The sequence below is a fragment of the Steroidobacter denitrificans genome, from assembly GCF_001579945.1.
Classification (GTDB): domain Bacteria; phylum Pseudomonadota; class Gammaproteobacteria; order Steroidobacterales; family Steroidobacteraceae; genus Steroidobacter; species Steroidobacter denitrificans.
Genome location: NZ_CP011971.1, coordinates 2,266,202 through 2,290,301, shown reverse-complemented (window position 1 = coordinate 2,290,301; position 24,100 = coordinate 2,266,202). Strand labels below are relative to the sequence as shown.

The 24,100-nt window shown below is 63.6% G+C and carries 18 protein-coding genes; 11 read left to right on the top strand and 7 right to left on the bottom strand.

Features of this window, described 5'->3' with window-relative positions; translation table 11 throughout:
* Positions 1-267 precede the first annotated feature (267 nt).
* Together parE and parC are read left to right on the top strand one after the other, a co-directional pair.
* Positions 268-2,160, top strand: coding sequence for a DNA topoisomerase IV subunit B (gene parE / locus ACG33_RS10440; protein WP_066921000.1), 1,893 nt, complete (start codon positions 268-270; stop codon positions 2,158-2,160).
* Between the two features lie 290 nt (positions 2,161-2,450).
* On the top strand, positions 2,451-4,655 hold the full coding sequence (gene parC, locus ACG33_RS10435) for a DNA topoisomerase IV subunit A (RefSeq protein ID WP_066923200.1): 2,205 nt from the start codon (positions 2,451-2,453) through the stop codon (positions 4,653-4,655).
* A 44-nt stretch (positions 4,656-4,699) separates the two neighbouring features.
* Here parC and ACG33_RS10430 read toward each other — a convergent pair whose 3' ends face one another.
* The 4 genes from ACG33_RS10430 to epmB form a co-directional block, all read right to left on the bottom strand.
* The gene (locus ACG33_RS10430; RefSeq protein ID WP_168160066.1) at positions 4,700-6,751 is read right to left on the bottom strand and encodes an EAL domain-containing protein; all 2,052 of its coding nucleotides are present in this window, start codon (positions 6,749-6,751) and stop codon (positions 4,700-4,702) included.
* 485 nt (positions 6,752-7,236) lie between these two features.
* Complete coding sequence (locus ACG33_RS10425) at positions 7,237-7,497, bottom strand: HVO_A0114 family putative DNA-binding protein (protein WP_210399011.1); 261 nt, start codon at positions 7,495-7,497, stop codon at positions 7,237-7,239.
* A 107-nt stretch (positions 7,498-7,604) separates the two neighbouring features.
* Positions 7,605-8,012 carry a toxin-antitoxin system TumE family protein gene (locus ACG33_RS10420; protein WP_066920993.1) on the bottom strand — a complete coding sequence of 136 codons (408 nt, stop codon included), beginning with the start codon at positions 8,010-8,012 and terminating at the stop codon, positions 7,605-7,607.
* Positions 8,013-8,206: 194 nt separating this feature from the next.
* Positions 8,207-9,217: an EF-P beta-lysylation protein EpmB gene (gene epmB, locus ACG33_RS10415; protein ID WP_066923197.1), complete on the bottom strand. Its 1,011-nt coding sequence runs from the start codon at positions 9,215-9,217 to the stop codon at positions 8,207-8,209.
* Between the two features lie 292 nt (positions 9,218-9,509).
* Here epmB and efp point away from each other — a divergent pair, with 292 nt between their 5' ends.
* Positions 9,510-10,079 carry an elongation factor P gene (gene efp / locus ACG33_RS10410; protein ID WP_066920991.1) on the top strand — a complete coding sequence of 190 codons (570 nt, stop codon included), beginning with the start codon at positions 9,510-9,512 and terminating at the stop codon, positions 10,077-10,079.
* Between the two features lie 162 nt (positions 10,080-10,241).
* Here the strand turns inward: efp and epmA are convergent, their stop codons facing one another.
* The 3 genes from epmA to ACG33_RS10395 are packed head-to-tail and all read right to left on the bottom strand — an operon-like array spanning position 10,242 to position 12,917.
* Complete coding sequence (gene epmA / locus ACG33_RS10405) at positions 10,242-11,195, bottom strand: EF-P lysine aminoacylase EpmA (RefSeq protein WP_066920989.1); 954 nt, start codon at positions 11,193-11,195, stop codon at positions 10,242-10,244.
* A 10-nt stretch (positions 11,196-11,205) separates the two neighbouring features.
* Positions 11,206-12,090, bottom strand: a complete 885-nt coding sequence (asd, locus tag ACG33_RS10400) for an archaetidylserine decarboxylase (RefSeq protein ID WP_066920986.1) — start codon at positions 12,088-12,090, stop codon at positions 11,206-11,208.
* A 14-nt stretch (positions 12,091-12,104) separates the two neighbouring features.
* Positions 12,105-12,917 carry an SCO family protein gene (locus ACG33_RS10395; protein ID WP_066920985.1) on the bottom strand — a complete coding sequence of 271 codons (813 nt, stop codon included), beginning with the start codon at positions 12,915-12,917 and terminating at the stop codon, positions 12,105-12,107.
* A gap of 190 nt (positions 12,918-13,107) precedes the next feature.
* Between ACG33_RS10395 and prmB the strand changes: the two genes are divergently transcribed.
* The 8 genes from prmB to ACG33_RS10355 all read left to right on the top strand — a co-directional run bounded on the left by prmB (position 13,108) and on the right by ACG33_RS10355 (position 24,048).
* The gene (gene prmB, locus ACG33_RS10390) at positions 13,108-14,004 is read left to right on the top strand and encodes a 50S ribosomal protein L3 N(5)-glutamine methyltransferase (protein WP_066923194.1); all 897 of its coding nucleotides are present in this window, start codon (positions 13,108-13,110) and stop codon (positions 14,002-14,004) included.
* Positions 14,005-14,148: 144 nt separating this feature from the next.
* On the top strand, positions 14,149-15,261 hold the full coding sequence (gene aroC / locus ACG33_RS10385) for a chorismate synthase (RefSeq protein ID WP_066920982.1): 1,113 nt from the start codon (positions 14,149-14,151) through the stop codon (positions 15,259-15,261).
* Positions 15,262-15,431: 170 nt separating this feature from the next.
* Complete coding sequence (locus ACG33_RS10380; RefSeq protein WP_066920981.1) at positions 15,432-16,454, top strand: aspartate-semialdehyde dehydrogenase; 1,023 nt, start codon at positions 15,432-15,434, stop codon at positions 16,452-16,454.
* A gap of 152 nt (positions 16,455-16,606) precedes the next feature.
* Positions 16,607-20,098, top strand: coding sequence for a FimV/HubP family polar landmark protein (locus tag ACG33_RS10375; RefSeq protein ID WP_066920979.1), 3,492 nt, complete (start codon positions 16,607-16,609; stop codon positions 20,096-20,098).
* Positions 20,099-20,896 (top strand): tRNA pseudouridine(38-40) synthase TruA, encoded by a 798-nt coding sequence (gene truA / locus ACG33_RS16165; protein WP_066920976.1) that lies wholly within the window; start codon positions 20,099-20,101, stop codon positions 20,894-20,896. It abuts the gene before it with no gap.
* 26 nt (positions 20,897-20,922) lie between these two features.
* A complete protein-coding gene (gene accD / locus ACG33_RS10365) occupies positions 20,923-21,786 on the top strand; it encodes an acetyl-CoA carboxylase, carboxyltransferase subunit beta (protein WP_066920974.1) in 864 nt (287 codons plus the stop codon).
* A 71-nt stretch (positions 21,787-21,857) separates the two neighbouring features.
* Complete coding sequence (folC, locus tag ACG33_RS10360; RefSeq protein ID WP_066920973.1) at positions 21,858-23,183, top strand: bifunctional tetrahydrofolate synthase/dihydrofolate synthase; 1,326 nt, start codon at positions 21,858-21,860, stop codon at positions 23,181-23,183.
* Positions 23,184-23,253: 70 nt separating this feature from the next.
* Positions 23,254-24,048, top strand: a complete 795-nt coding sequence (locus ACG33_RS10355; RefSeq protein WP_066920971.1) for an SPOR domain-containing protein — start codon at positions 23,254-23,256, stop codon at positions 24,046-24,048.
* The last annotated feature ends 52 nt before the right edge of the window (positions 24,049-24,100 follow it).

Here is a 24,100-nt window from a genome sequence, read left to right as displayed (position 1 = left end):
CAGGACGTTTGACTGGGGTAACATTGTGGATTGGATATTCACCGATTTGAATAGACTTCGTCTAGATAGCTGAAAAATCAAGCTATTAGAGGATCGAGTCCGTCCCACGCCGTGGGATGGCGGGGCCTGAATCGACACGTGCTAGAATCGCGCGCCGTCGGCGGCAGTGCGCTGCATGAACGATGCTCATACGACACGCGCCCGTGATGGGATCCTCGATCCCGCAATCCGTTTGCCGCTACGAAATGATCCGCTAAGAATCCATTAATGCTCCAGTCCTATAACGCTTCCGACATCGAGGTCCTCAGCGGACTCGATCCCGTGCGCCGGCGCCCCGGCATGTACACGGACACCAGCCGGCCGAATCATCTCGCACATGAAGTCATCGACAACTCCGTCGATGAGGCCTTGTCCGGCCATGCCAAACGCATCGATGTCACACTCTACAAGGACGGCTCGCTGGAGGTCGCCGATGACGGTCGAGGCATGCCGGTGGATATCCACCCCAAGGAAAAGGTCAGCGGCGTCGAGCTGATCCTCACGCGCTTGCATGCCGGCGGAAAATTCTCCGGGCAGAGTTACAAGTTCTCCGGGGGACTGCACGGTGTGGGGGTGTCGGTCGTCAATGCGCTGTCGAAAAACCTGGAATGCTGGGTGAAGCGCGGCGGCAAGGAATACCAAATCGGTTTCAGCGGCGGCACGGCGCGTACCCGGCTCGAGATCGTCGGCGAGGTCGGCAAGAACAATACCGGTACGCGCATACGTTTCTGGCCGGATCCGAAATACTTCGAGTCGCCCGCCTTTTCCATTCCCAAGCTGCGCCATACCTTGCGCGCCAAGGCGGTGCTGTGCGCCGGTCTACGCGTGAGCTTGCGCATCGAGCAGACCGGCGAGCAGGAAGAATGGATATATTCCGGCGGCGTCAATGAATATCTGCGCGAGTCGCTGGGACAGGGTGAGTGGCTGCCGTCGGAACCGTTCTCCGGCAGCATCGAGGGCGAACAGGAAGCTGCCGAGTGGGCGCTCGTCTGGCGGGTCGATGACGGCGCACGCGTGGAGGAGAGCTACGTCAATCTTATTCCGACGCCGCAGGGTGGTACGCATGTCAACGGGCTGCGTATCGGCCTTACCGATGCGATCCGTGAATTTTGCGAGTTCAGAAATCTGCTGCCCAAGGGGCTCAAGCTCGCGCCCGAAGATGTATGGGATGGTGTCAGCTACGTTCTTTCGATCAAGTTGCGCGAACCTCAATTCGCGGGACAGACCAAGGAGCGCCTGTCCTCGCGCGAGTCTGCCGCCTTCGTCTCCGGAGTCGTCAAGGATCAGTTCGGCCTGTGGCTGAATCAGCATCCCGAGTCCGGCGAAAAAATCGCACAAACCGCCATCGCCGGGGCACAGGCGCGCCTGAAGGCTTCGAAGTCCGTCGCGCGCAAGCGTGTGATCAGCGGACCGGCGCTGCCGGGCAAGCTGGCGGACTGCACTTCGCAGGAGCCCGAGCGCGGCGAATTGTTCCTGGTGGAAGGCGATTCGGCCGGCGGTTCGGCCAAGCAGGCACGCGATCGTGTCTTCCAGGCGGTCATGCCGCTACGCGGCAAGATCCTCAATACCTGGGAGGTCGAGGCCGGCCAGGTGCTGCAGTCTCAGGAGGTGCACCATATCGCGATCGCGCTGGGCGTGGATCCCGGCTCGGACAAGCTCGACGGACTGCGCTACCACAAGGTCTGCATACTCGCGGACGCCGACTCCGACGGACAGCACATCGCCACGCTGCTGTGCGCCTTGTTTTTGCGTCATTTCCGGCCCCTGGTGCTGGCCGGTCATGTCTATGTGGCGATGCCGCCGTTGTTTCGGGTGGATGTGGGCAAGCAGGTCTACTATGCGCTCGATGAGGCGGAGCGCAACGGGATCCTGGATCGTATCCATGCCGAAAATCCGCGCGCGAAACCGGTCGTCACCCGCTTCAAGGGCCTGGGCGAGATGAGCGCCATTCAGCTGCGCGAAACCACCATGGCGCCCGAGACGCGCCGGCTGGTGCAGCTCACCGTCGATGCCAAGGACGAGGCGGACACGATGCTGGACATGCTGCTGGCGAAGAAGCGCGCCGGCGATCGCCGCGAATGGCTGGAGAGCAAGGGCAACCTGGCGGAAGTGCAGCTCTGAGCGCGACACGGGCTGATGTCGATGATCGTGGCAATGCCGTCCCGCCCAGGGTTCTCGCCGGCCATGCAATCAATCTTGATGCATGGCCGTCGAGGACCTTGAGCGGGATGGTCATCCCAGGGCGGGTTCGCGCAGCAGGCGGCAGCACGAAAGACAGGCAGCCTGCAATGCGCGCCGCATGGGTGAGTGGCATGCGTGCCGGCTTGGCTTTGAATCATTGAATCATTGAATCGGAATCGATCGTGTCCAATCAAACCGCTCTGAATTTCGAAGGCGTCGAACGCCTGCCGATGCGCACCTTCACGGAGAAGGCGTACCTCGACTATTCGATGTACGTGATTCTCGATCGCGCCCTGCCGCATATCGGTGATGGTTTGAAGCCGGTGCAACGCCGCATCGTGTACGCCATGAGCGAACTCGGCTTGTCGGCCGCCTCCAAGCACAAGAAATCCGCACGCACGATCGGCGATGTAATCGGCAAGTTTCATCCGCATGGCGATTCGGCCTGCTATGAGGCCATGGTGCTGATGGCCCAGGGCTTTTCGTATCGTTATCCGCTGGTGGACGGACAGGGTAATTTCGGCTCCCCGGACGATCCAAAATCCTTCGCCGCGATGCGCTATACCGAATCGCGGCTGACGCGCTATGCCTCCTTGCTGTTGACGGAACTGGGGCAGGGCACGGTCGATTGGGCGCCGAATTTCGATGGCACGCTGGAGGAGCCCGTATTGCTGCCGGCGCGCGTGCCCAACCTGTTGTTGAACGGCGGCGCGGGCATCGCGGTCGGCATGGCGACGGACATTCCGCCGCACAATCTGCGCGAGGTCGTCACGGCCTGCGTGCGTCTGCTGGAGGAACCCGAGACCACGCTGGACGAACTCTGTATGCATATCAAAGGTCCTGATTTTCCCACCGGCGCGGAGATCATCTCGCCGCGCCGGGAGATCAGGCAGATCTACGAGAGCGGCAACGGTTCGATTCGCGCGCGCGCGGTCTATGAGATCGAGGACGGGGATATCGTCATCACGCAGCTTCCCTACCAGGTATCCGGCAGCCGCATCCAGGAGCAGGTCGCGGCGCAGATGCAGGCCAAGAAGCTGCCGATGGTGGAGGACATCCGCGACGAGTCCGATCACGAGCATCCCACCCGCATCGTGATCGTGCCGCGCTCCAATCGCGTCGATATCGAACAATTGATGGCGCACTTGTTCGCCACCACCGACCTGGAGCGCAGCTACCGCGTCAATCTTAACGTCATCGGCCTGGACGGGCGTCCGCGGGTCATGGGATTGAAGCCGCTGCTGGAGGAGTGGCTCGTCTTTCGCATCGACACGGTGACCCGGCGTCTGAACTGGCGGCTGGCGAAAGTACAGGCCCGCCTGCATATCCTGGAAGGTTTGCTGGCAGCCTATCTGAACCTGGATGAGGTCATACGGATCATCCGCCAGGAGGACGAGCCCAAGGCGGTGTTGATGAAACGCTTCTCGTTGAGCGATCTTCAGGCCGAGGCGATCCTGGAGACCAAGCTGCGGCATTTGGCCAAACTGGAAGAGATGAAGATTCGCGGTGAGCAGGACGAATTGGCGCAGGAACGCGACGAACTCGACCGCATTCTCAAGAGCAAGGCACGTTTAAGGAAGTTGGTGCGCGAGGAATTGCTGGCGGATGCGCAGCAATTCGGCGACGAGCGTCGTAGCCGTATCGTGGAGCGCGCAGCGGCGCAGGCGATCACCGAAACCGAATTGGTGGTGAGCGAACCGGTGAGCGTGGTGTTGTCCGAGCGCGGCTGGGTGCGTACAGCCAAGGGGCATGAGTTGGATCCGGCGGCCCTGTCCTACAAGACCGGCGATGCATTCCGGGCGGCCGCGCGCGGGCGCAGCACGCAGCAGGCGGTATTCCTGGACAGCACCGGGCGTGCCTACAGCCTGCCGGCGCATTCGCTGCCGTCGGCGCGCGGGCAGGGCGAGCCGCTCTCGGGCCGTATCGATCCGCCCGACGGCGCGACATTTGCGGGGGTATTGATCGGCGATGCCGATGATCGCTGGATCGTGGCTTCGGATGCCGGCTATGGCTTCATCGTGCGGCTGGGGGAGCTGCACTCGCGCAATCGCGCCGGCAAGGCGGTACTGAAGGTGCCCGAGGGCAGCGGCGTGCTGGAGCCCATACCGGTGCCGAACAGCGATACTGCGCTGCTGTGCGCACTCAGCAGTGATGGCAGGCTGCTGACCTTCCCGGCGACGCAGTTGCCCGAACTGCCGCGTGGCAAGGGCAACAAGATTTTCGGGCTGGCCGCCAAGAAGGTGCAGAGCCGCGAGGAGTATCTTGCGGCGATCGCGGTGGTGGCGCCGCAGCAAAGTCTCATCGTGTACAGCAGCGGGCGCAAGATGACGCTGAAATTTGCCGAGCTCGACGACTATCGCGGCGAGCGTGCTCAACGCGGTGCGGTCCTGCCGCGTGGCTGGCGCAAGGTGGATCGGCTGGCCGTCGAGGGCTAACCCGTCGAGATGGAAGCATGAAGCCCGAGGAAGCCTCGCATGCTTCAGCCCATCACGACCTGCTCGGGTTCGTTGACGAAGTAGCCTTGGATATATTCGACGCCCAACTGCCATAGCACGGCCATGGTGTTGGCATCCTCGACCCGCTCGGCGATCGTGGCGATTTCCCTTTGCCGTGCCTGATCCACCAGTTCACGGACGTGCTGCTGCAGTTCCTGGTCGACCGCGAGGCTCTGGATCAGCGTGCCGTCGATCTTGATGAATCCCAGCGGCAGCTCGGCCAGCAGGCGCCGTGGGTCGCGGCCGGCGCCGAAATGCTCCAGAGCGAAACCGAAGCCGCTTTTGCGCAGCGCCGCACCCATTTCGGCCGCATCTCGAAGGTATTCGGTCGCCGCCTGTTCGCTGATCTGAAACACGATGCGATGTGGATCGATGCGGCTGGATTTGAGCTGGTTGGACAGCCATTGCAGCAGCGATTTATCACGCACGGATCCTTCCGACAGCCGTACGAACAATTGCTTCACCGGCCGACTGGCGCAGAAATTCATGGAGGCTGCGATGACCCAGCGATCGATGTTTTTCATCAGATCGTTGCGTTGTGCCGCTGCCATGAATTCCGAGGGCAGCACCTCTTGTCCCTGCTCATCGATCATGCGCACCAGCACGTCGAACATGCCGCGGTCTCCGCCCAGCAGGCTGGCGATCGGCTGCTGCATGAGCCGGAAGCGGTTTTCCATCAAGGCAGCGCGGATACTGCGTCCCCAGAGTTCGTCGGTAGCTTGCTGACGGGTATCCTCATCGCGCCGGTCGATGCTGGCGGTGCGCGCGCCGCCGTCCTGCTCGGCGTTGCGCCGTGCGGCAAGCGCAGTGGCGATGGCCGCACCGGTATCGGGTGAGCGTGGATCGATCGTGCCGATACCGATGCTGCAAGTGCAGGAGATTTGTTTGTCGCCGATGCGAAAGACCTGAGCGCCGGCCTTGCGGATCAGGTGCTCGGCCCAGGTCTCGATATCGCCGGTGGTGCCGCGTTCCATCAAGAGCATCAGGGTACCATCCCCGAATCGTCCGAATAGATCGCCGGGCGCGCGTGCTTCGCCGACCAGTCCGGCAAACTGGCCGACGAACTCCTCGATGCCGAGCGGCCCGATTTCTTCCATGAGCGTGTCGAACTTGTCCGGCTCGATCGCCAGCAACTGGCGGACCCCGGCCTTGATCGGTTGGGAGAGCGTCGTGCCCAGGTGCTCCAGGAAAAAACGCCGCTGCAGCGCACCGGTGGCCGCATCGCGCTGCAATGCCTGGGAGAGTTGTTCATTGAGGTTGCCGGCGTCGCGCTTGTTAGCGGCGATGCACAAACGCACGGCGGGCTCACCTTCGAATTCCGTCGCAGACAGTTCCATCTCCAGGGACACGCTGGAGCCGTCACTGAGCAGGCCACTGGCGCGCAGATTATGGTCGGCCCACTTGCCCTGCGAGCAGGCTACCAGTGCGCCCTTGAGCGCCGCGTGTGCCTCGGGGTCGAAGGCATCCATCAAGGGCGTACCGACAACGTCGTTCGCCTCTGCGTAGCCGTACAGTTCCAGCCATGCCGGATTGACGTCCACGACGATGCCTTCCTGGACATGAGCGATGGCGTCGGCAGAACCCGCCATGAACGATTTAAGCTGCTCGCGATACTCACGCGCCGAACGGATCGTACTGTTCAGTGCGCGCGCCTGGCGGTGCGCCTCCAACTCGCGCGTCACCACGGCCTGCAGACGTGCGGGATGAATCAGGGTGACGACGTCGCGTGCGCCCTGCTGCATGGCCGAGGCGATGATGTCCTCATCCACCTGATCGCGTGCAATCAGAACCGGCATATCGCTGCCGAATTGACGGCAGACGCTCATGATCTTGGCACTGTCTTCGGGATCGGGGCCGGCGAAAGCGATCAGCAGATAGGCATTGATCTGCATCAGCGCATCGCCTAGATCGTTGAGCTCGCGGATCCAGTGACAGCGCGCAGCATGTCCGGCATTGCGCAAGGTACTGTTGATGGCCTCGACGTTGTCCTGATGACGGGTCAGGACGATCATCGGTACAGCGCTCTGTTCAGCCAAAATCGTTCTCCAATCGATCCTCATGATGTCCGCGGAGTTCGGCCGGCAATTCCGGCGCACCGCAGTGTCGGGGCCGGGTCGGTGGGACCCTGTGCACTCCAGCCCGTGAACACTGCCAGAATCGCAGGGGGGAATTCTGCAACCTGCGTCGAAGGTTGGCCCCTGCAACCTGGATTTTGCCGCTTTTTTACAGAATTCCCGGTTGAGCGGGTGTTTCGATGGGCCGTCATCGATTCGATGGGCCGCCATCGACAGGGGTCGTCATGGATCTGAGGTATTTCAGCCGTGCAACCCTGGCTCGTTGCCCCCGTCCGGTCCGGTCCGTTGCCGTCGTTCAATAGAGGCGAAAGTGTAAGTAATTGATTTTTATGTTTTCTAATTATTAGCTTCTCGCGGATCGGTATCCAGCGAATCCCGGCTGGGTGGACGCGGCGCTCGCACGAACGCTCATTGCCGGGCCGCTATACCGATTGCCCGTGCCCGTTTCAGACGATACGGTCGTTTTGCGAGAATGGATCGATTCTGATTGTGAACGGATGGATCGAGGTCGTCGGTACCTTGCGGCGTTTGACCATATCCATGCGCACGAAGCCGGCGGCTTCCAGCTTGCGCATCGTGCGCGTCAGATTTGGCTGGGCGCGGCCGGTCAGTTCCGCAAGTTCGGCGATCGATTGGGGCCTTTTGTCACGGATGATTGCCAGCAGCGTGCGGTTCTCCGGCGTCAGCAGACGCAGCAGCGCATCCACGGATTCGAAGCTGATGACGGCGGCATCTTTCGGCGCCTTGTGCTCACCGCGTGCAACCGCGCGCATTTCCCTTTCAAGGGAGCGGGTGCTTTGAATCTTGATCCTTTTCACCTTTTCTGCCTTTCCTCTTCGGCCACGATGATGTCCGAAATCTCCAGTTCATCGATGACGCGGTAAACCTCTTTAAAGAAATCCGCCAACAGCGTATCGGCATCCTTGAAGATATAGGGCCGTCCCGGATCGTTCGGCGTGCGGTGCCAGTGGTCTGCCGCTGCGGGGCGCCTATTGAAACGCGATCCTGGCGGCGGCACGCCGTGAGCGTTGTCGAATCCGATCAACCGCGTGCCTTCGGGCGCATGCAACGTGAGCGAGTAACTCAATCCGTGCGGGCGGGTCGCTGTCACCGGTACCCGCTTGATCTCGAACTTCAGGAAATGACCGCTTCCGTATTTGTGGATGCGTCCGTCGAATTCCAGAAGAAATTCAAGCGTATATTCGTCGCCTGTCCATGGCATATATCATATCCTCACATGATCATAGTATATCTGTCGGCTGATTAGTGTCAAACGGAAACAGCAGGCCGTCCCGGATCGTTCGGCGTGCGGTGCCAGTGATCTGCCGCTGCGGGGTGCCTATTGAAACGCGATCCTGGCGGCGGCACGCCGTGAGCGTTGTCGAATCCTATCAACCGCGTGCTTACCGGAGTGTGTCAATCGAGCGTTCCAGGGAGGTTGGGGCCGACCGGCGTCTTGGCGTTCGCGCCTGCGACCTCGCGTACCAGCCGCGGCACCAGATATCCCGGCAGGCGCGCGGCGAGTTCCTGGTGCAGTGCGAGGGCGCGTTTGGTATCGATGTCGAAATGCGCCGCGCCGCGCACCTTGTCCAGCATATGCAGGTAATAAGGAAGGACCTTGGCTGCAAATAGAGCTTCGCTCAGCTGTGCCAGAGTATCGACGTCGTCGTTGATCTGCGCCAGCAACACGGACTGATTCAGCAGGGTCGCCCCGGTTCCGGCAAGGCGGGCGCAGGCCTCGCGGACCGAAGCGTCGATCTCGTTGGCGTGATTGGCGTGAATGACGATGACGATCTGCAGCTTCAATTCTCCCAGCCAGGCCAGCAGCCCCGCATCGACCCGCTCCGGAAGCACGACGGGATAGCGCGTATGTATGCGCAGCCGGCGCAGCTGCGGCAGTTCCTGCAGACCGTCGGTGAGCTGGCGCAGGCGCCGGTCGCTCAGGCTCCAGGGATCGCCGCCGCTCAGGATGACTTCATGGATATCCGGTGCGGCGCGCAGTTGCGCCAATGCCGGTTGCCAGCCGCCGTGCAGCGCCGATTCCTGTCCATAGGGAAAATGACGCCGGAAGCAGTAACGGCAATGCACCGCGCAGGCGCCGGTCGTCACCAGCAGGGCCCGGCCGGCGTATTTTTGCAGCAGGCCCGAACCGGCTCGGCTGTCCATGTCGCCCACGGGGTCGGTGAGATAGCCATCGACCGCCACGAGCTCCGCGCCCACGGGCAGCACTTGCAGCAGCAGGGGATCCTTGGGGTCTCCCGGGCGCATCCGCGCCACGTAGCCCCGCGGCACCCGTAGCGCGAAGCCGCGGGCTGCCTGGATCGCCGGCAGCACGAGATCCGGATCCAGCGCCAGCAGAGAGCACAGTTCGCGTGGGTCACTGAGCGCATCGGCGAGCAGCTGCTGCCAGTGTCCAGTGGGCGGCAGAGCTCCCGAGGAACCGCTCCCGGCCGAAGCGCTCCCGGTTGAGTCATTTCCGGCTGTTTCGCCGGGGCCGTCCTGCGAAAGATCCTTTCCTGCACGGTTGCCCGAAAGATCTCCGGAAAGACCGGCCGGGAGACCGTCTCGGTCTGCGGTGTGCCCAGGGAAGTGGTCAGAGGGGCGGGTTGCGGATATCATTTGCGCTCTTTAGCCGCGCCGGAACAGGCGCAGCATCATACAAGCAGCTTCCAGCTTCATACGAATCTTCCGTAATCCACAGACCGCGCGACGCTATTCAATGGCTAGTTATTCCACAAACGAGTTCAAGTCCGGCCTGAAGATCATCCTCGACAACGATCCCTATACGATCGTCGAAAACGAAATGGTCAAGCCCGGCAAGGGCCAGGCTTTCAATCGCGTCAAGGTTCGTAATCTCAAGACCGGGCGCACGATCGAGCGCACCTTCAAGTCGGGCGACAGCGTCGAGGCGGCGGACGTGATGGAAACCCAGATGCAGTATCTATATGCGGATGGGGAATTCTGGCATTTCATGGTGCCGGACAGCTTCGAGCAATTCACCGCCGACAAGGACGCGCTGGGTGATAACGCGCAGTGGCTGAAGGACGGCATGGAATGCACGGTCATGCTATGGAACGGCGTCCCGCTGAGCGTGACGCCGCCCGCGCATGTCGAGTTGAAGATCGTCGAGACCGATCCGGGGCTGCGCGGCGATACGGCCACCGGCGGACAGAAGCCCGCCAAGCTGGAAACCGGCGCGGTCGTGCGCGTGCCGCTGTTCATCAACGAAGGTGAAGCCATTCGCGTGGATACCCGCAGCGGCGAATACATCGCGCGCGCCAAGGGCTGATGTGCCGGGAGCCGGTTGAGTGTCGAAACCTCGGCTGATACGCCGGATGCCGGCTGAGTATCGAAACCTCGGCTGATACGCCGGATGCCGGCTGAGTATCGAAACCTCGGCTGATACGCCGGATGCCGGCGGGAAAAGCCGGCGTCTTGGACAAGCACGAAGTCAGGCGCGGGCGAAAGGAAAGGCCAGAACTTCGTCGATGTGGCGAGCGCCGCTGGCGCACATGACCAGGCGGTCGAATCCCAGGGCCACTCCGGAACACTCGGGCAGGCCGTGTTCGAGCGCCGCCAGGAAGCGTTCATCCGCGGGCATGGGAGGCAGGCCGCGCCGGGCGCGTTCCCGGGCATCGTTCTCGATGCGGGCGCGCTGTTCGGCAGGCGCGGCGAGTTCATGAAATCCGTTGGCGAGTTCGATGCCGTCCCAATAGGCCTCGAAGCGCGAAGCGACCGGTCCGCGCAATCGTGCCAGCGCGGCCTGGCTGGCGGGATAGTCATAGACGAAGCACAGTCGTTCAAGCCCGAGACGGGGCCCGACCAGCGTCGCCATGATCAGGTCCAGGCAGGCATCGCGATCGCGGTGCAACCCGTCCGGCACATCGATGCCGGCGGTATCCAGACGCGCGATCAACACCGGCGCGGGATCCTGCAGCGCATCGATGCCGGCATGCAGCTGCATGGCATCCTGGTAGCTCAGGCGTTCGGCGCGGTCCAAGGCGCGCGCCGGCGGCAGCATGGCCGCCAGCAGACGCTCCACGTCGGACATCAATGCATGATGATCCATACCCAGGCGATACCATTCGATGAGCGTGAATTCCGGGTTGTGCCAGCGTCCGCTTTCACCATCGCGATACACCTTGCAGGCCTGCCATATATCGCCGCAACCCGCCGCGAGCAGGCGCTTCATGGCGTATTCAGGCGAGGTGTGCAGAAAACGACGCTGGCCGTTGGCGCATGCCTCGACGTTGGCGAGATGGATGTCGGTGACGCCCGCGGCGCCCAGAGCCGGCGTGTCCACCTCGAGCGCTCTGGTGGCGGTGAAATACTCGCGTGCCGCGCGCAGCATGGAGGCGCGCAGTTCCAGCGTAGCGAGCGTGGCGGTCGGCATCCAATCGCTCATCCGCGGCGGTTCACGCTTGCGTGCATCGGCCGATGGGACGGCCGAGCCGCATCATGGATTGCGATACCAGTGTCCGGTCCCAGGTGACGCGGCCGCGCTGGAACAGGACGAACACGGTCGAGCCCATGTTGAAGCGGCCGAGTTCCTCGCCCTTGCCGAAGGTACGGCCGAGGCCGTCCTGGAGCGGTTGCGGCGCCTTGCGCAGGCGCGGCACGGGATTGATCTCTCCAGCATGGACGGTTTCGATACTGCCGACGAACAGGGCGCCGACCAGGATCAGGGCCATGGAACCGAAAGACGTCTCGAAGTTGCAGATCAAACGTTCATTGCGCGCGAACAGGCGCGGCACGGCGCGCGTGGTCGCGGCATTCACGCTGAACAGGTCGCCGGGTATGTACAAATTGCCGCGCAGAGTGCCCTCGCAGGGCATGTGAATGCGGTGATAGTTGTAGGGAGCAAGATAGATGCAGGCGAAACTGCCGTCACGATAAGTTTCGAGGAGCCGCCGGTCTCCGCCCAGTAGTTCCAGCAAGGAATATTCGCGGCCCTTGGCTTGCAGCAGCCGTTCATTGTCGAGCCGGCCGTATTGGCTGACCGTGCCGTCGACCGGGCTGACGATGCTCTGCGGCGAGTCATCGATCGGCCGTGCCTCGGGACGCAGCGCGCGGGTGAAGAAATCGTTGAAGCTGCGGTAGGCAAAGGGATCGCTTTGTACAGCTTCGTTCAGGTCCAGGCGATAGCTGTGCAGGAACAGGCGCAGGAGTGTGTTTTTCACCAGTGTCCGTTCACAGCGCGCAAGGGCGTAGACCAGGCGTGAAAGCAGATGCTTGGGGAGCAGATACTGCAGAATGGCGAACAGGCGGTCACCGACACCGGGGGCACGATCAACTGTCATCGATGGATGCCGCCTCACCGGAGGTCGCGCCGATCCGCGGCGATCACGCGCCGGTAATCCGCGGCGATCGCCGCCGCGGAATGAGCCGGCGAAAACAGGGCACGCATCGCGCCGTGCGGATCGATCAGGAAGATGGATGTGGAATGATCGACTGTGTAGCTGTCGTGGTTGCCGGATGAATCCCCGGGCGTGCCGTCCGCCTGGATCCCGCCGCTGCCGATCGGAGCGATGGCCACGACCACGCCCATCCGGCGGGCGAACTCCTCGACGATCTCCTGGGGTGCGGTGATGCCCGTGAAGGATGGACTGAAGAATTTGACGTAGGTGGCTAGCTGTTCGGGCGTGTCACGCCGGGCATCGACCGATACCAGGATGACCTGGGGACGCTGCGCCGGCGGCAGATCCATCAGCTGTTTCTCGGTCTGAGCGAGCGTACCCAGGGTCATCGGACAGATGTCGGGACAGTTGGTGAAACCGAAGAACATCAGGCTCCAGTGTCCCTCGAGACGCTCAAGGTCGAAGGTTTGCCGGTCCTGATCGACGAAACCCGCGGCGGACGATGCGGCGGCGGATACCGGCGCGGACATGGACGCTCGTGCATCGGTCTTCGGGCCGGCAGCGAGCATCGACGCGCCCTCCGCCGTACGGGTCGTGTGCGCGGCCATCGGCGGCAGCGGCTTGGGCGGATCCAGCAAGGTGCCGGCGGTGAGCACGGGGAGGGTCGTTTCAGACTGCAACAACGCACGGGACAGCAGCATTCCCGCGACCACGGCTACAATAACGACGATCGCCAGGGCGATCGATGGAATTCGTGGAATTCGTGACATATCAATATTATCGCACGTCCGCATGAAACCCGGATCCAAACCCCCCTCCGGCCCGAAACGCCGCGCCGACCGAAATTCGGATCAAGATATTCGCCAAGTCCTGCGCCAGGGCCGAGGACGCGGCGGAGCGGCGAGTTCCGGATCGGCGGCTCGCGGGCCGGCGGGTTCCGGGGCGGCAAGCCTCGAGCCGATGACCGTCGAACAGCTGATCCATGAAGGCGCACGCTACTTGGAGGCGGCATCCCTGTGGTTCGGCCATGGCAGCGACAACGCTTTCGACGAAGCGGCGGAACTGGTTTTTTTCGCTGCGGACCTGGATCACGCGGATGCGCCCGGAGTCTATGCGCAGCCGCTGGCGCCGGCCCGACAGGAGGCAATACGGCGTCTGTTCGAACGACGCGTGCGCGAGCGCGTGCCGGCAGCGTATCTCACCCAACGCATGTGGTTCGCGGGATACGAATTTCATGTCGACGAGCGGGTGCTGGTGCCGCGCTCTCCCATCGCGGAGTTGATCGAGACGGGTTTCGAGCCCTGGATACCGGCATCGCGCATTCGCCGCCTGCTCGACATCGGCACCGGTTCGGGCTGTATCGCCATCGCTGCGGCGCTCGCCTTGCCGCGGGCGCAGGTCGATGCGGCGGACATTTCCGCAGAAGCGCTGGCCGTGGCGCGCATGAACATCGAACGCCATGGCGTGGGCGGGCGCGTGCGTGCCGTGGCATCGGACGTGTTCGGAGCGCTGGCCGGCGAACGCTACGATGTGATCGTGTCCAATCCTCCCTATGTCGGGGATGAGGAAATGCGCGCTCTGCCCAGCGAATATCATCATGAGCCGGTCGGCGGGCTGCATGCCGGGCGCGATGGTCTGAAGGTGGTGCGCCGCATATTGCGGGAGGCCGGAGCGCATCTGTATCCCGAGGGCATCCTGATCGTCGAAGTCGGCAATACGGAACAAGCTCTGGTGCAGGCCTATCCTCACGTGCCCTTCACCTGGCTGGAGTTCGAGCGCGGCGGCGGCGGCGTATTCCTGCTGACCGCGGCACAACTACATGAAGCGCGCGCGGTACTGGAGGCTGCCGTAGAATGAGGACAGCCGTGGACGATGGAGGAACGCAGCGGATGCACGATACCCCCTGCATGATGATCACCGGATGGGATGCGGGCCGGCGCGACGCCCGACGCCGCATGATGCCGGGGAGGGCCGGCGCAGACGCAGATAAGGTCGGTTGCGATGTCCGGTAACACGTTCGGCAAGCTTTTTTGCGTGAGCTCCTTCGGCGAGAGCCACGGGCCGGCAATGGGCTGTATCGTCGATGGCTGTCCGCCAGGCCTGCCGCTGTCCGAGCAGGACATCCAGCCGGAGATCGAACGCCGCCGTACCGGGACGTCCCGCCACACCAGCCAGCGTAAGGAGCCGGATCAGGTGCGCATTCTTTCCGGCGTGTTCGAGGGGCGCACCACGGGGACGCCGATCGGGCTGCTGATCGAGAACCAGGACCAGCGTTCGCGCGACTATGACAAGGTCAAGGATCGCTTTCGCCCGGGACACGCCGACTACACCTACCAACAGAAGTATGGCCGGCGCGATTATCGCGGCGGCGGGCGTTCCTCGGCGCGCGAAACCGTCATGCGCGTGGCGGCCGGCGCGATTGCGCGCAAGTATTTGCGCGAGCGCCTGGGCGTGACGATCCAGGGCTACCTGGCGCAGCTGGGACCGTTGCGTCTGGAGGTGCGCTCGCTGCGGACCGTGTATGACAACCCGTTCTTCAGCCCGGATCCATCGCGGCTGACAGAAATCGAGGACTATATGACCCAGCTGCGTCGCGACGGCGATTCAGTGGGGGCCCGGATCAATGTGCTGGCCCGCGGTGTGCCGCCGGGCCTGGGCGAGCCGATCTTCGATCGGTTGGATGCGGATATCGCCCATGCCATGATGAGCATCAACGCGGTGAAAGGAGTAGAGCTCGGGGCGGGTTTCGAGTCGGTGGCGCAGCGCGGCAGTGAACATCGCGACCTGATGAGTCCGCAGGGATTTCTCTCCAATCATGCCGGCGGCGTGCTCGGCGGCATCTCCTCGGGTCAGGACATCCTGGTGAGCCTGGCATTCAAGCCGACTTCCAGTATCGTGATTCCGGGGGAGACGATCGATATTCAGGGGCGCAGCGTCGAAGTCGTCACCACGGGGCGTCATGATCCCTGTGTCGGATTGCGGGCCACGCCGATTGCCGAAGCCATGCTGGCGCTGGTGCTCATGGATCATTATTTGCGCCATCGCGCCCAGAATGCGGATGTGGCGCCGGATACTGCGGCGATTCCCGCCAGCGCCCCTCCCGCCGGCGCTTGAGCAGGAAAAGTCCACGGCACACCTTATGTGCCGGCGAAGTTTACGGTAGTGTTGTGAGTTGCGTGCGGTTCACGGGCATCGCGCGCTGACTGGGACGACCCATGTAGGAGCGGCTTGGCGTGCCGTCGCCCGGATGACCGATGACGCCCAGAGGGCATGACAGAAAGACGATGAGCAGACGTTGGAATGTAGCGGTCGCCGGCGCGACCGGCCTGGTAGGCGGCACTCTCTTGTCCATCCTTGAGCAACGCGAATTCCCGGTGGGGGAGCTTTTCCCGCTGGCAAGTGCGCGCTCGGTCGGTAAAACGGTGCGGTTTCGCGGCCAGGACGTGGCGGTCCAGGATCTGGAGACCTTCGATTTTTCAAAGGCACAGATCGGCCTGTTTTCGGCCGGCGCCAGCGTCTCGAAGGTGCATGCGGTGCGGGCTGGTCAGGCCGGCTGTGTCGTCATCGACAACACCTCGCAGTTTCGCTACCAGGACGATATTCCGCTGGTCGTCACCGAGGTCAATCCGCACGCGATCGCCGGCTATCGCAAGCACAATATCGTCGCCAACCCCAATTGTTCGACCATGCAGATGCTGGTGGCGCTCAAGCCCCTGCATGATGCCGCCCACATCGAGCGCATCAATGTGTCCACCTATCAGTCCGTTTCCGGCGGCGGCCAGAAGGCCATGGATGAACTGGCCCGGCAGACGACCGCCCTGGCGAGCGGGGAGGCGGTGAGGCCGCAGGTGATCGCCAAGCAGATTGCCTTCAATTGCGTGCCGCAGATCGACGTTTTCCTGGATAACGGCTATACGAAGGAAGAGATGAAGATGTTCTGGGAAACCCAGAAGATTTTCGAGGACACCTCGATCCGAGTGAATGCGACCGCGGTTCGTGTCGGTGTGTATTTCGGCCATTCCGAAGCGGTGAGTATCGAGACCCGCCGCAAGCTGACCGTGGGGGAGGCGCGCGAACTGCTGTCGAACGCCCCTGGGGTGGTATTGATGGATGAGCGCAAGCCCGGCGGCTATCCGACGGCGGTGACCGAGGCGGCAGGCACCGATGCGGTGTATGTCGGCCGCATCCGTGAAGATATCAGCCACGAGTGCGGCCTGAATCTGTGGATTGTGTCCGATAACATTCGCAAGGGAGCTGCTTTAAATACCATACAGATTGCCGAGATTTTGGTGAAAGAGTATTTGTAAGCTATAGTTGCGCGCGTAAAGTCAACTGGCACATGAGCTTTGGCCGCCCGCGTCCGCTTTGATAAGCATCTAAACTAGTACTTAAAAATCAAGGCCTAAACCAGGTCCCGCCGGGGCCGAACGCTTCGGAACCACTGGTACCGGGAGAGCTGATGAGAAGACATCTGCCGCGTCTGCTGATGACGGGCGCATTGCTGTCCCCCGTGACGCTGCATGCGCTGGGTCTGGGTGAGATTCGTCTGAGTTCGGCCTTGAACCAGCCGTTCGATGCGGAAATCGAACTGATTTCACCCACTCGGGACGAGCTTCTCAGCCTGAAGGTGGGCCTGGCGGAAGCGGATCTGTTCAATCGCTACGGTATCGATCGCCCGGCATTCCTGTCCGGCTTCGAGTTTTCCGTCGGCCGCAGCGGCGACGGCGGTACGGCGATCAAGGTGACATCCTCGCGTCCGGTGACCGAACCTTTCGTGACCTTGCTGGTCGAGGCCAGCTGGGGACGCGGACGTCTGCTGCGCGAATATACGGTTTTGTTGGATCCACCGGTCTTCATGCCGGCCCAGCCGGAGGCCCCGGCGCCCGTGGCGACGCCGCAGGCGGGTGCCCAGGCCGATGGCCGTATCGAGCGTACCCAGCCCGAGCCTGTCAGGCCCGATCCGGTTCAATCCGAGGAGCCGGCCGCCGAAGCGGTGCCGGAACCCGCCTCTATGGCGACGCCGGCATCGGCGCCCGTACCCCGTACCGAGACACCGGCCCAGCCTGCGGCTCGCAGCCTGACCCAAGGCGGTGAATATGTCGTAGAGCGCAACGATACCTTGTGGCGGATCGCCCAGGCGACGAATCCCGGCGCGACCAGCGTGGTGAATCGCACCATGATCGCGCTGTTCCGCGCGAATCCCCATGCCTTCAACGGCAATATCAATCGGCTGCTCGCCGGCAGCGTACTGCGTATTCCGGATCTGGCCGAGATCGATGCGATCTCCGGCAGCGAGGCGTCCGTGGAAGTCGCCCGGCAGACCGCGGAATGGAGCGGCGCGTTGCCCGTGCCGTCGGCGGAGGAAGCCAGCCGCCTGCGTCTGGTGACGCCGGAAGAAATTCCGACCGAGCCGGCTCCGGCGCCCGCGGGCCGCGGGGAGGCAGGATCGGCACCGGGCGACACCGGCAGGGGCGCCGCGGCACAGGACCGGCGCGTGGAGATCGACAGCGAAACGCTGGCCGGTGTTCAGCGCACCGAGGATGTGCCGGCCGGGGAGGCCGAGTTCGCCCCCGAGGCCGAAGCCGACACCGACGCCGAAGCAGCGCCGGCGGTTCCCGAAACCGAAGAACAGGCCGCCGTCCGTGGCGCGCCGGCGCAGCAACCGGCCGATTCCTCACCCAGCCCCACTTTATTCGAGCGGCTGGCGCAGCACTGGTGGGTACCGGTCGTCGCCGGCCTGCTGCTCGTGCTGGGATTGGTGCTGGCATTCATTCGTAGACGCCGGGAGGAATCCGAGTCCCAGGCGGCATTCGCCGCCTTGGAGCAGGGCGGACTCGGGCAGCGAACCGAACCCGGAATGGACACCTCGCAGGTGGCGCAAACCGGGATGCAGATGCGATCCGGGGCGGGTGCGGCGCATACGGGCGCGCAAGGACCGGCAGCCGCGGGAGCGATGGCCCTGCGAGACGGCGACCCGGCGGATTCCTTTTCTGGAAGGCAGGTTGAAAAAGATTTCGAGGAGGATGCTCGAGGCGAACCGCAGCCGCCGGCATCGGTCAGCGCCGAGCCCGATGCACCCATGTCGCTGCTGGAGCCCGAGGAGGCGCCTGCCTTGGCGGCAGACGAGACGCTCAGCAGCGAAACGGCGGTGCGCTTCGATCAGCAGGATGCGCTGGCGGAAGCCGACTTCCACATGGCCTATGGCCTGTACGATCAGGCGGCGGACCTGGTCAAGATAGCGATCGACCGCGAGCCGGCGCGTCGCGATCTGAAACTGAAGCTGCTCGAAATCTACTTCGTGTGGGGCAACAAGGACTTGTTCCTGGATACCGCACGCGGGCTGCATGCCGGCCGCGACAATGCCGCAGCGGGTGAATGGGACAAAGTGCTCATCATGGGCCGGCAGATCGCCGGTGATGATCCCATGTTCCAGGGCGAGGCGGGCGCGGCGCATGTCGACCTGGTCGATGTGAACCTGGAAGGCGGCGAAAACCGAGTCGATGTCGATCTGTTTGCCGAGGTAGGCACGGATACAGACACCGATGTCGATACAGCCTCCAGCGGTCTGGACCTGCAGCTCAGCAGCGGGGAGTACGAATTCCCGGTGCAGGCGCTGGCGCCGGCCCAGGCTGACGAGGGTCTGGATTTTCTACTGGAAGACGACTCGACGTCGCCCAGTGAAGAGTCGCTCGGTGAAGATACGACGCGTACGCCCGAGGCATTGGCGCGTACCCAGGAAACCCCGACGATCGAGTCGCCGTTCCTGGATGCACCCACGACAGAACTGGCTTCACTGGATTCGCCGACGATCGAATCTGCGGCGCCGGATGCGATGCGGATCGGGCAGAGCGATTCCCTGGCGACCTCCGCGATCATTCCTGGGACGGCCCCCGAAACCACCCCCGAAACTACTTTGGGAGGCTCGGTGCTGAGCGCCACGGCGCTGGACGAGCAGGAGGGACTTACAGCTCGGGGGCTGGGCGATATCGATCCGGATAAGACTCTGCTGGCACCGGTTTCCTTCGCCGAGGATGCTCTGCGCGACAGCGTCGAGACCGATCGCAGCGATCAGACAATCCGTGAACAGATCGACAAGACGGTATTGGCCAAGTACGCCACGGATCAGACGGCGGAATTGTCGATCGACGATCTTGGGCTGGATGTGGATGCCCTGGAGCCTTCCGCGCTCGAGGATACGGGCTCATTGGAACGCGATCCGACGCTGCTCGAGGCAACCCAGATCGCCTCTGCGGACAATTATGCAGCCCTGGCGGAGACCCAGGAATTCGTATCCCTGCAGGATGACGAGGCGACCCTGCCGCCCTCGAGCGGCAGCTTCGACCGTACCCTGGAAGTCCCGCGAGCGACCCTGCCGGATCCCACGGACACCGGTACGATCTATGTCGACGGTCTCGATATTGGCGAGGGGGTCGGGTCGGATACGACCGAATCGCGATATCCGGATGCCGATGCCACGGCCTCGATGAAGATGCCTGCGGATTTCACCGGGTTGGGCGATGTGTCGCCGGAACTTGGCCTGGACCTGGATGATGTATCGCAGGGATCCGGACTGGATCTGGATTTGAGCGAAGCGGCCGGAGCGGGTGCTGGCGACACCGTCGAGCAGCGCCGGCTGCCGGATGCCGACCGGTTCCTCAGCGATGTGTTCACCGACGGCGCCGCCGAGGAGCCGAGCATCGACCTGGATCTGGGCGAACCGCTGTCCGGTGATGACGATGCGCCGACCAACAAACAGAACACCGCGATTCTGGAGCTTTCGGAACTCGATCCGGTAACCATGAGCGAGGTTGGCACGAAACTCGATCTGGCACGTGCCTATATGGACATGGGCGATCCGGACGGGGCACGCAGCATCCTCGATGAGGTGGTTGCGGAAGGTAATCCCAGCCAGAAGCAGGAAGCTCAGCGGCTGCTCGACTCGATCCGGTGAATGACGCGAATCGCGCTTGGACTGGAGTATGACGGCAGCGCCTTCGCCGGATGGCAGTCACAGGCGCATGCGCTGGGCGTGCAATCGGTGGTCGAGGCGGCCTTGTCCAGGATCGCCGATCACGCCGTGCATGTTACCGCAGCGGGGCGTACGGATGCTGGGGTGCATGCGGTTTGTCAGGTCGTGCATTTCGATACCACATCCTCGCGCAGCGAGCGCGGTTGGGTGCGCGGCACGACAGCCTATCTTCCCGCCCAGATCAGCGTCCTGTGGGCCCGCGAAGTGCCGGATGCATTTCATGCCCGCTACAGTGCGCAGGCGCGCCGATACTTGTACGTGATCCTCAATCGTAACGCCCGGCCGGCTCTGGCGGCGCAGCGTGTGTGCTGGGTGCGCGATCCGCTCGATACGGCGCGCATGCAGGCCGGCGCACGACACTTGCTGGGTGAGCATGATTTTTCCTCTTTTCGTGCCGCGCAATGCCAGTCCCGCACGCCGCTGCGGCGGCTGTACGAGATTCAGGTGCAGCGCCGTGGCGAGTTGGTGCTGCTGACGGTTTGTGCGAACGCCTTCCTGCACCATATGGTGCGCAATATCGCCGGCGTGCTGATCGCGATCGGCACCGGGGAGCGTTCGCCGGAGTGGGCCGCGGAGGTCCTGGCGGCGCGGGATCGTACTCGCGGCGGCGTCACGGCGGTGGCTTCGGGTCTGTACCTGGCCGGTGTACGCTATGCATCCGCGTTGCAGCTGCCGAGCGAACCGGCGGATATCCTGGGCGGCGTCGCGGGGAGCAGCTGAGCAATGGAGCTGACGGATTTCATCGCATGACCTGGTTCGAAAAAATCATGCCTTCGCGCATCAAGACCGAACGGCGTACCCGTTCGGTGCCCGAAGGTCTATGGATGAAGTGTGCCGCCTGCGACGCCGTGCTGTATCGCGCCGAGTTGGAGCGCAATCTGCACGTCTGTCCCAAATGCGGTCATCACATGCGCATCGGCGCACGCGATCGCCTGGAATGTTTCCTGGATCCCGATGGTATCGTCGAACTGGCCGACAATGTGTTGCCGGAAGATCCGTTGAAGTTCCGTGACACCAAGAAGTATCGCGATCGCCTGATTCAGGCGCAGAAATCGACTCACGAAAGCGATGCGCTGCTGGTCATGGCCGGAACCTTGAATTCCTTGCCCATCGTTGCCTGCGCATTCGAGTTCGCTTTCATGGGCGGCTCCATGGGATCGGTGGTGGGCGAGCGGTTCGTGCGCGGAGTGGAGCATTGCCTGGAGCATCGCAAGCCCCTGGTATGTTTTTCCGCCAGCGGCGGAGCGCGCATGCAGGAAGCCCTGCTGTCGCTATTGCAAATGGCCAAGACCAGCGCCGCGCTGGCACGCATGGCCCAGGCACGCCTGCCGTATATTTCGGTGCTCACCGACCCGACGACCGGCGGCGTGTCGGCAAGTTTGGCCATGCTCGGCGACATCAATATCGGCGAACCTCGGGCGCTGATCGGTTTTGCAGGCGCGCGTGTCATCCAGCAGACGGTGCGCGAGACCCTGCCGGAAGGTTTCCAGCGCAGCGAGTTCCTGCTCGAACACGGCGTGCTCGACATGATCATGGACCGGCGCGACATGCGCGATCGTATCGCCAGCCTGCTGACCATGCTGATGAACCGGCCGGCTCTCAGCGCCTGATCGAAGCGAACCGATCCATTCCGCAGTGCCGCCGGCGCCCGGCGGAATGAAGGCCGGGAGGCTGCTCGCAAATGCGATTCGATCGTCTGTCCGATTGGCTGGGCTGGCAGCAGGCGCTGCATCCCAGCGTCATCGACCTGGGATTGACGCGGGTGCGACAGGTGCTGGCGCACCTGCATTGGCAGCGGCCGGCCTGTCCGATCATCACGATCGGCGGTACGAACGGCAAGGGTTCCAGCGTAGCGCTGCTGACGTGCATCCTGGCCGAGGCCGGCTATAGAGTCGGCTCCCTGAGTTCTCCGCATCTGCTGCGTTACAACGAGCGCATCACCATTGCCGGGCGCGAAATCAGCGACGCTTCTCTGGTGGCGGCGTTCGCACGCATCGATGCGGCACGCGGCGCGGATACCCTGACGTTTTTCGAATTCAACACGCTGGCCGCGCTGCTGGTGTTCGAGACCGCCGGGCTGGATGCGATCGTGCTGGAAGTGGGTATGGGCGGCCGTCTGGACGCCGTCAACGTGGTGGATGCCGATGTGGCGATGATCACTTCGATCGCCCTGGATCATTGCGACTGGCTCGGGCATGACCTCGAGGCGATTGCCCGGGAGAAGGCCGGCATCATGCGCGCCGCTCGTCCGGTGATTTTCGGCTCGCGCGAAGTGCCCGCCGCCATCCGGGCGGCCGCCCGGACGCTGGACAGCGATCTGCGCTGTCTGGGCCATGATTTCGATTGGACGCGTGCCGGCCGAGCGGCGGCGCAAAGCCCGGCCGGCTGGAACTGGCATGGCCGCCAGGATGTCCTGGAGGGATTGCCGCGTCCCGCCTTGCAGGGCGACATCCAGTTCGACAATGCCTCCGCAGTGCTCGCCGCCCTGGCCTGTCTGTCGGTCCGGCTGCCGGTCGGCCGCGCGGCGATCGAGCGCGGATTGATGCGAGTGCATCTGCCCGGCCGCTTCCAGATCATCGATGCCGCGGAGTCCAGCCCTGCAGAATGGATCCTGGACGTCGCGCACAATCCGCAGGCCGCGCACAGTCTGGCCGGCCAGTTGGCGCAGCGGCCCTGCCGGGGCCGCACGATCGCGGTATGCGGCATTCTGGGCGACAAGGATGCGGCCGGCATCGTCGCGCCGCTGCAGGCCGCCATGGACGCCTGGATCGTCGTCGGTCTGGACAGTCCTCGTGCGCTCCAGTCAGGCCTGCTTGCCGATCGTTTACGGCAAGCCGGTGCCGGGAATGTCAGCGATGCGCCGGATGTGGCGGCCGGCTGCCGGGCCGCGGCAGCGATGGCACGCCCGGGTGATCGCATCGTGGTGTTCGGCTCGTTCCTGACCGTCGGCCCGGCGCTGGATTATCTGCGCTCACGCCGGTTCCTCGGCACTGCGCAGGACATCTGACCACCTGGCATCGATACCGGGATGCCGCAGGAGTCGCTACAGGCCTCACCTGCTCTTATACTTCGCGACCGTGGAACGCGCAGTCAAAGAACGTCTGATCGGTGCCGCCGTGCTGATGGCCGCGGCAATCATCCTGGTACCGGAAATGCTGACGGGGCCGAAGCGCGCCGAGACATTGGAGGAGCAGGGCAAGGCGCAGTTCGCTGCCGCCCACGAGGGGCGCGCCGACGCCCCGATCAAAACCTACACGATCGACTTGCAGCAGCCTCCGGGAAGTACCTCCAATGCTGCACCATTGCCGGGACCGGGTAGCGACGATACGCGCGCGCCGCCGTCCGAAAAGACCGCGCTCGAGGCCGGTGAGATGCCGGCGGGCAGCGCACCTTCAGGTGTGCCACTCGCCGGTGCATCCGCCGAAGCGTCCCTCGCCGTCCCCGCGGCGGCTTCGATGCCTGCGCCCAAGGCCGCTACGCCGGCGCCGACAGCGGCAAAGCCGGCTCCAAAGGCGGCGGTATCCGCTCCCAGGACCGCAGTGCCGGCTTCCGCGCCGAGCAGCGCAGCCCGGCCCGCCGCCGCGGCGAACCCGGCCGTCCCTGCCGCTGCGATCCCCGGCGCGGCCTCCGGCGGCGGCTGGGCGGTCCAGGTCGGCAGCTTCTCCAAGCACGAGACCGCCCGGCAGCTGGCGGAGCAATTGCGGGCGCGAGGCCACCAGGCGTTCGTCATGCCCGTCCAGGCCAAGGGCAGCACCTTGTACCGGGTGCGGGTCGGTCCCATGAAAGATCGGGCCAGCGCCGAGGCGAAGGCAAGGCAGCTCAAAGCTTCCGGCGCTTCCATGAGTGCCGCCGCCGCGGTGCCTCATCCCTAGAATTGCGACACGCCGCCGATTTGGCGGCGGGCGGGGGCTGCTAGACTTCATG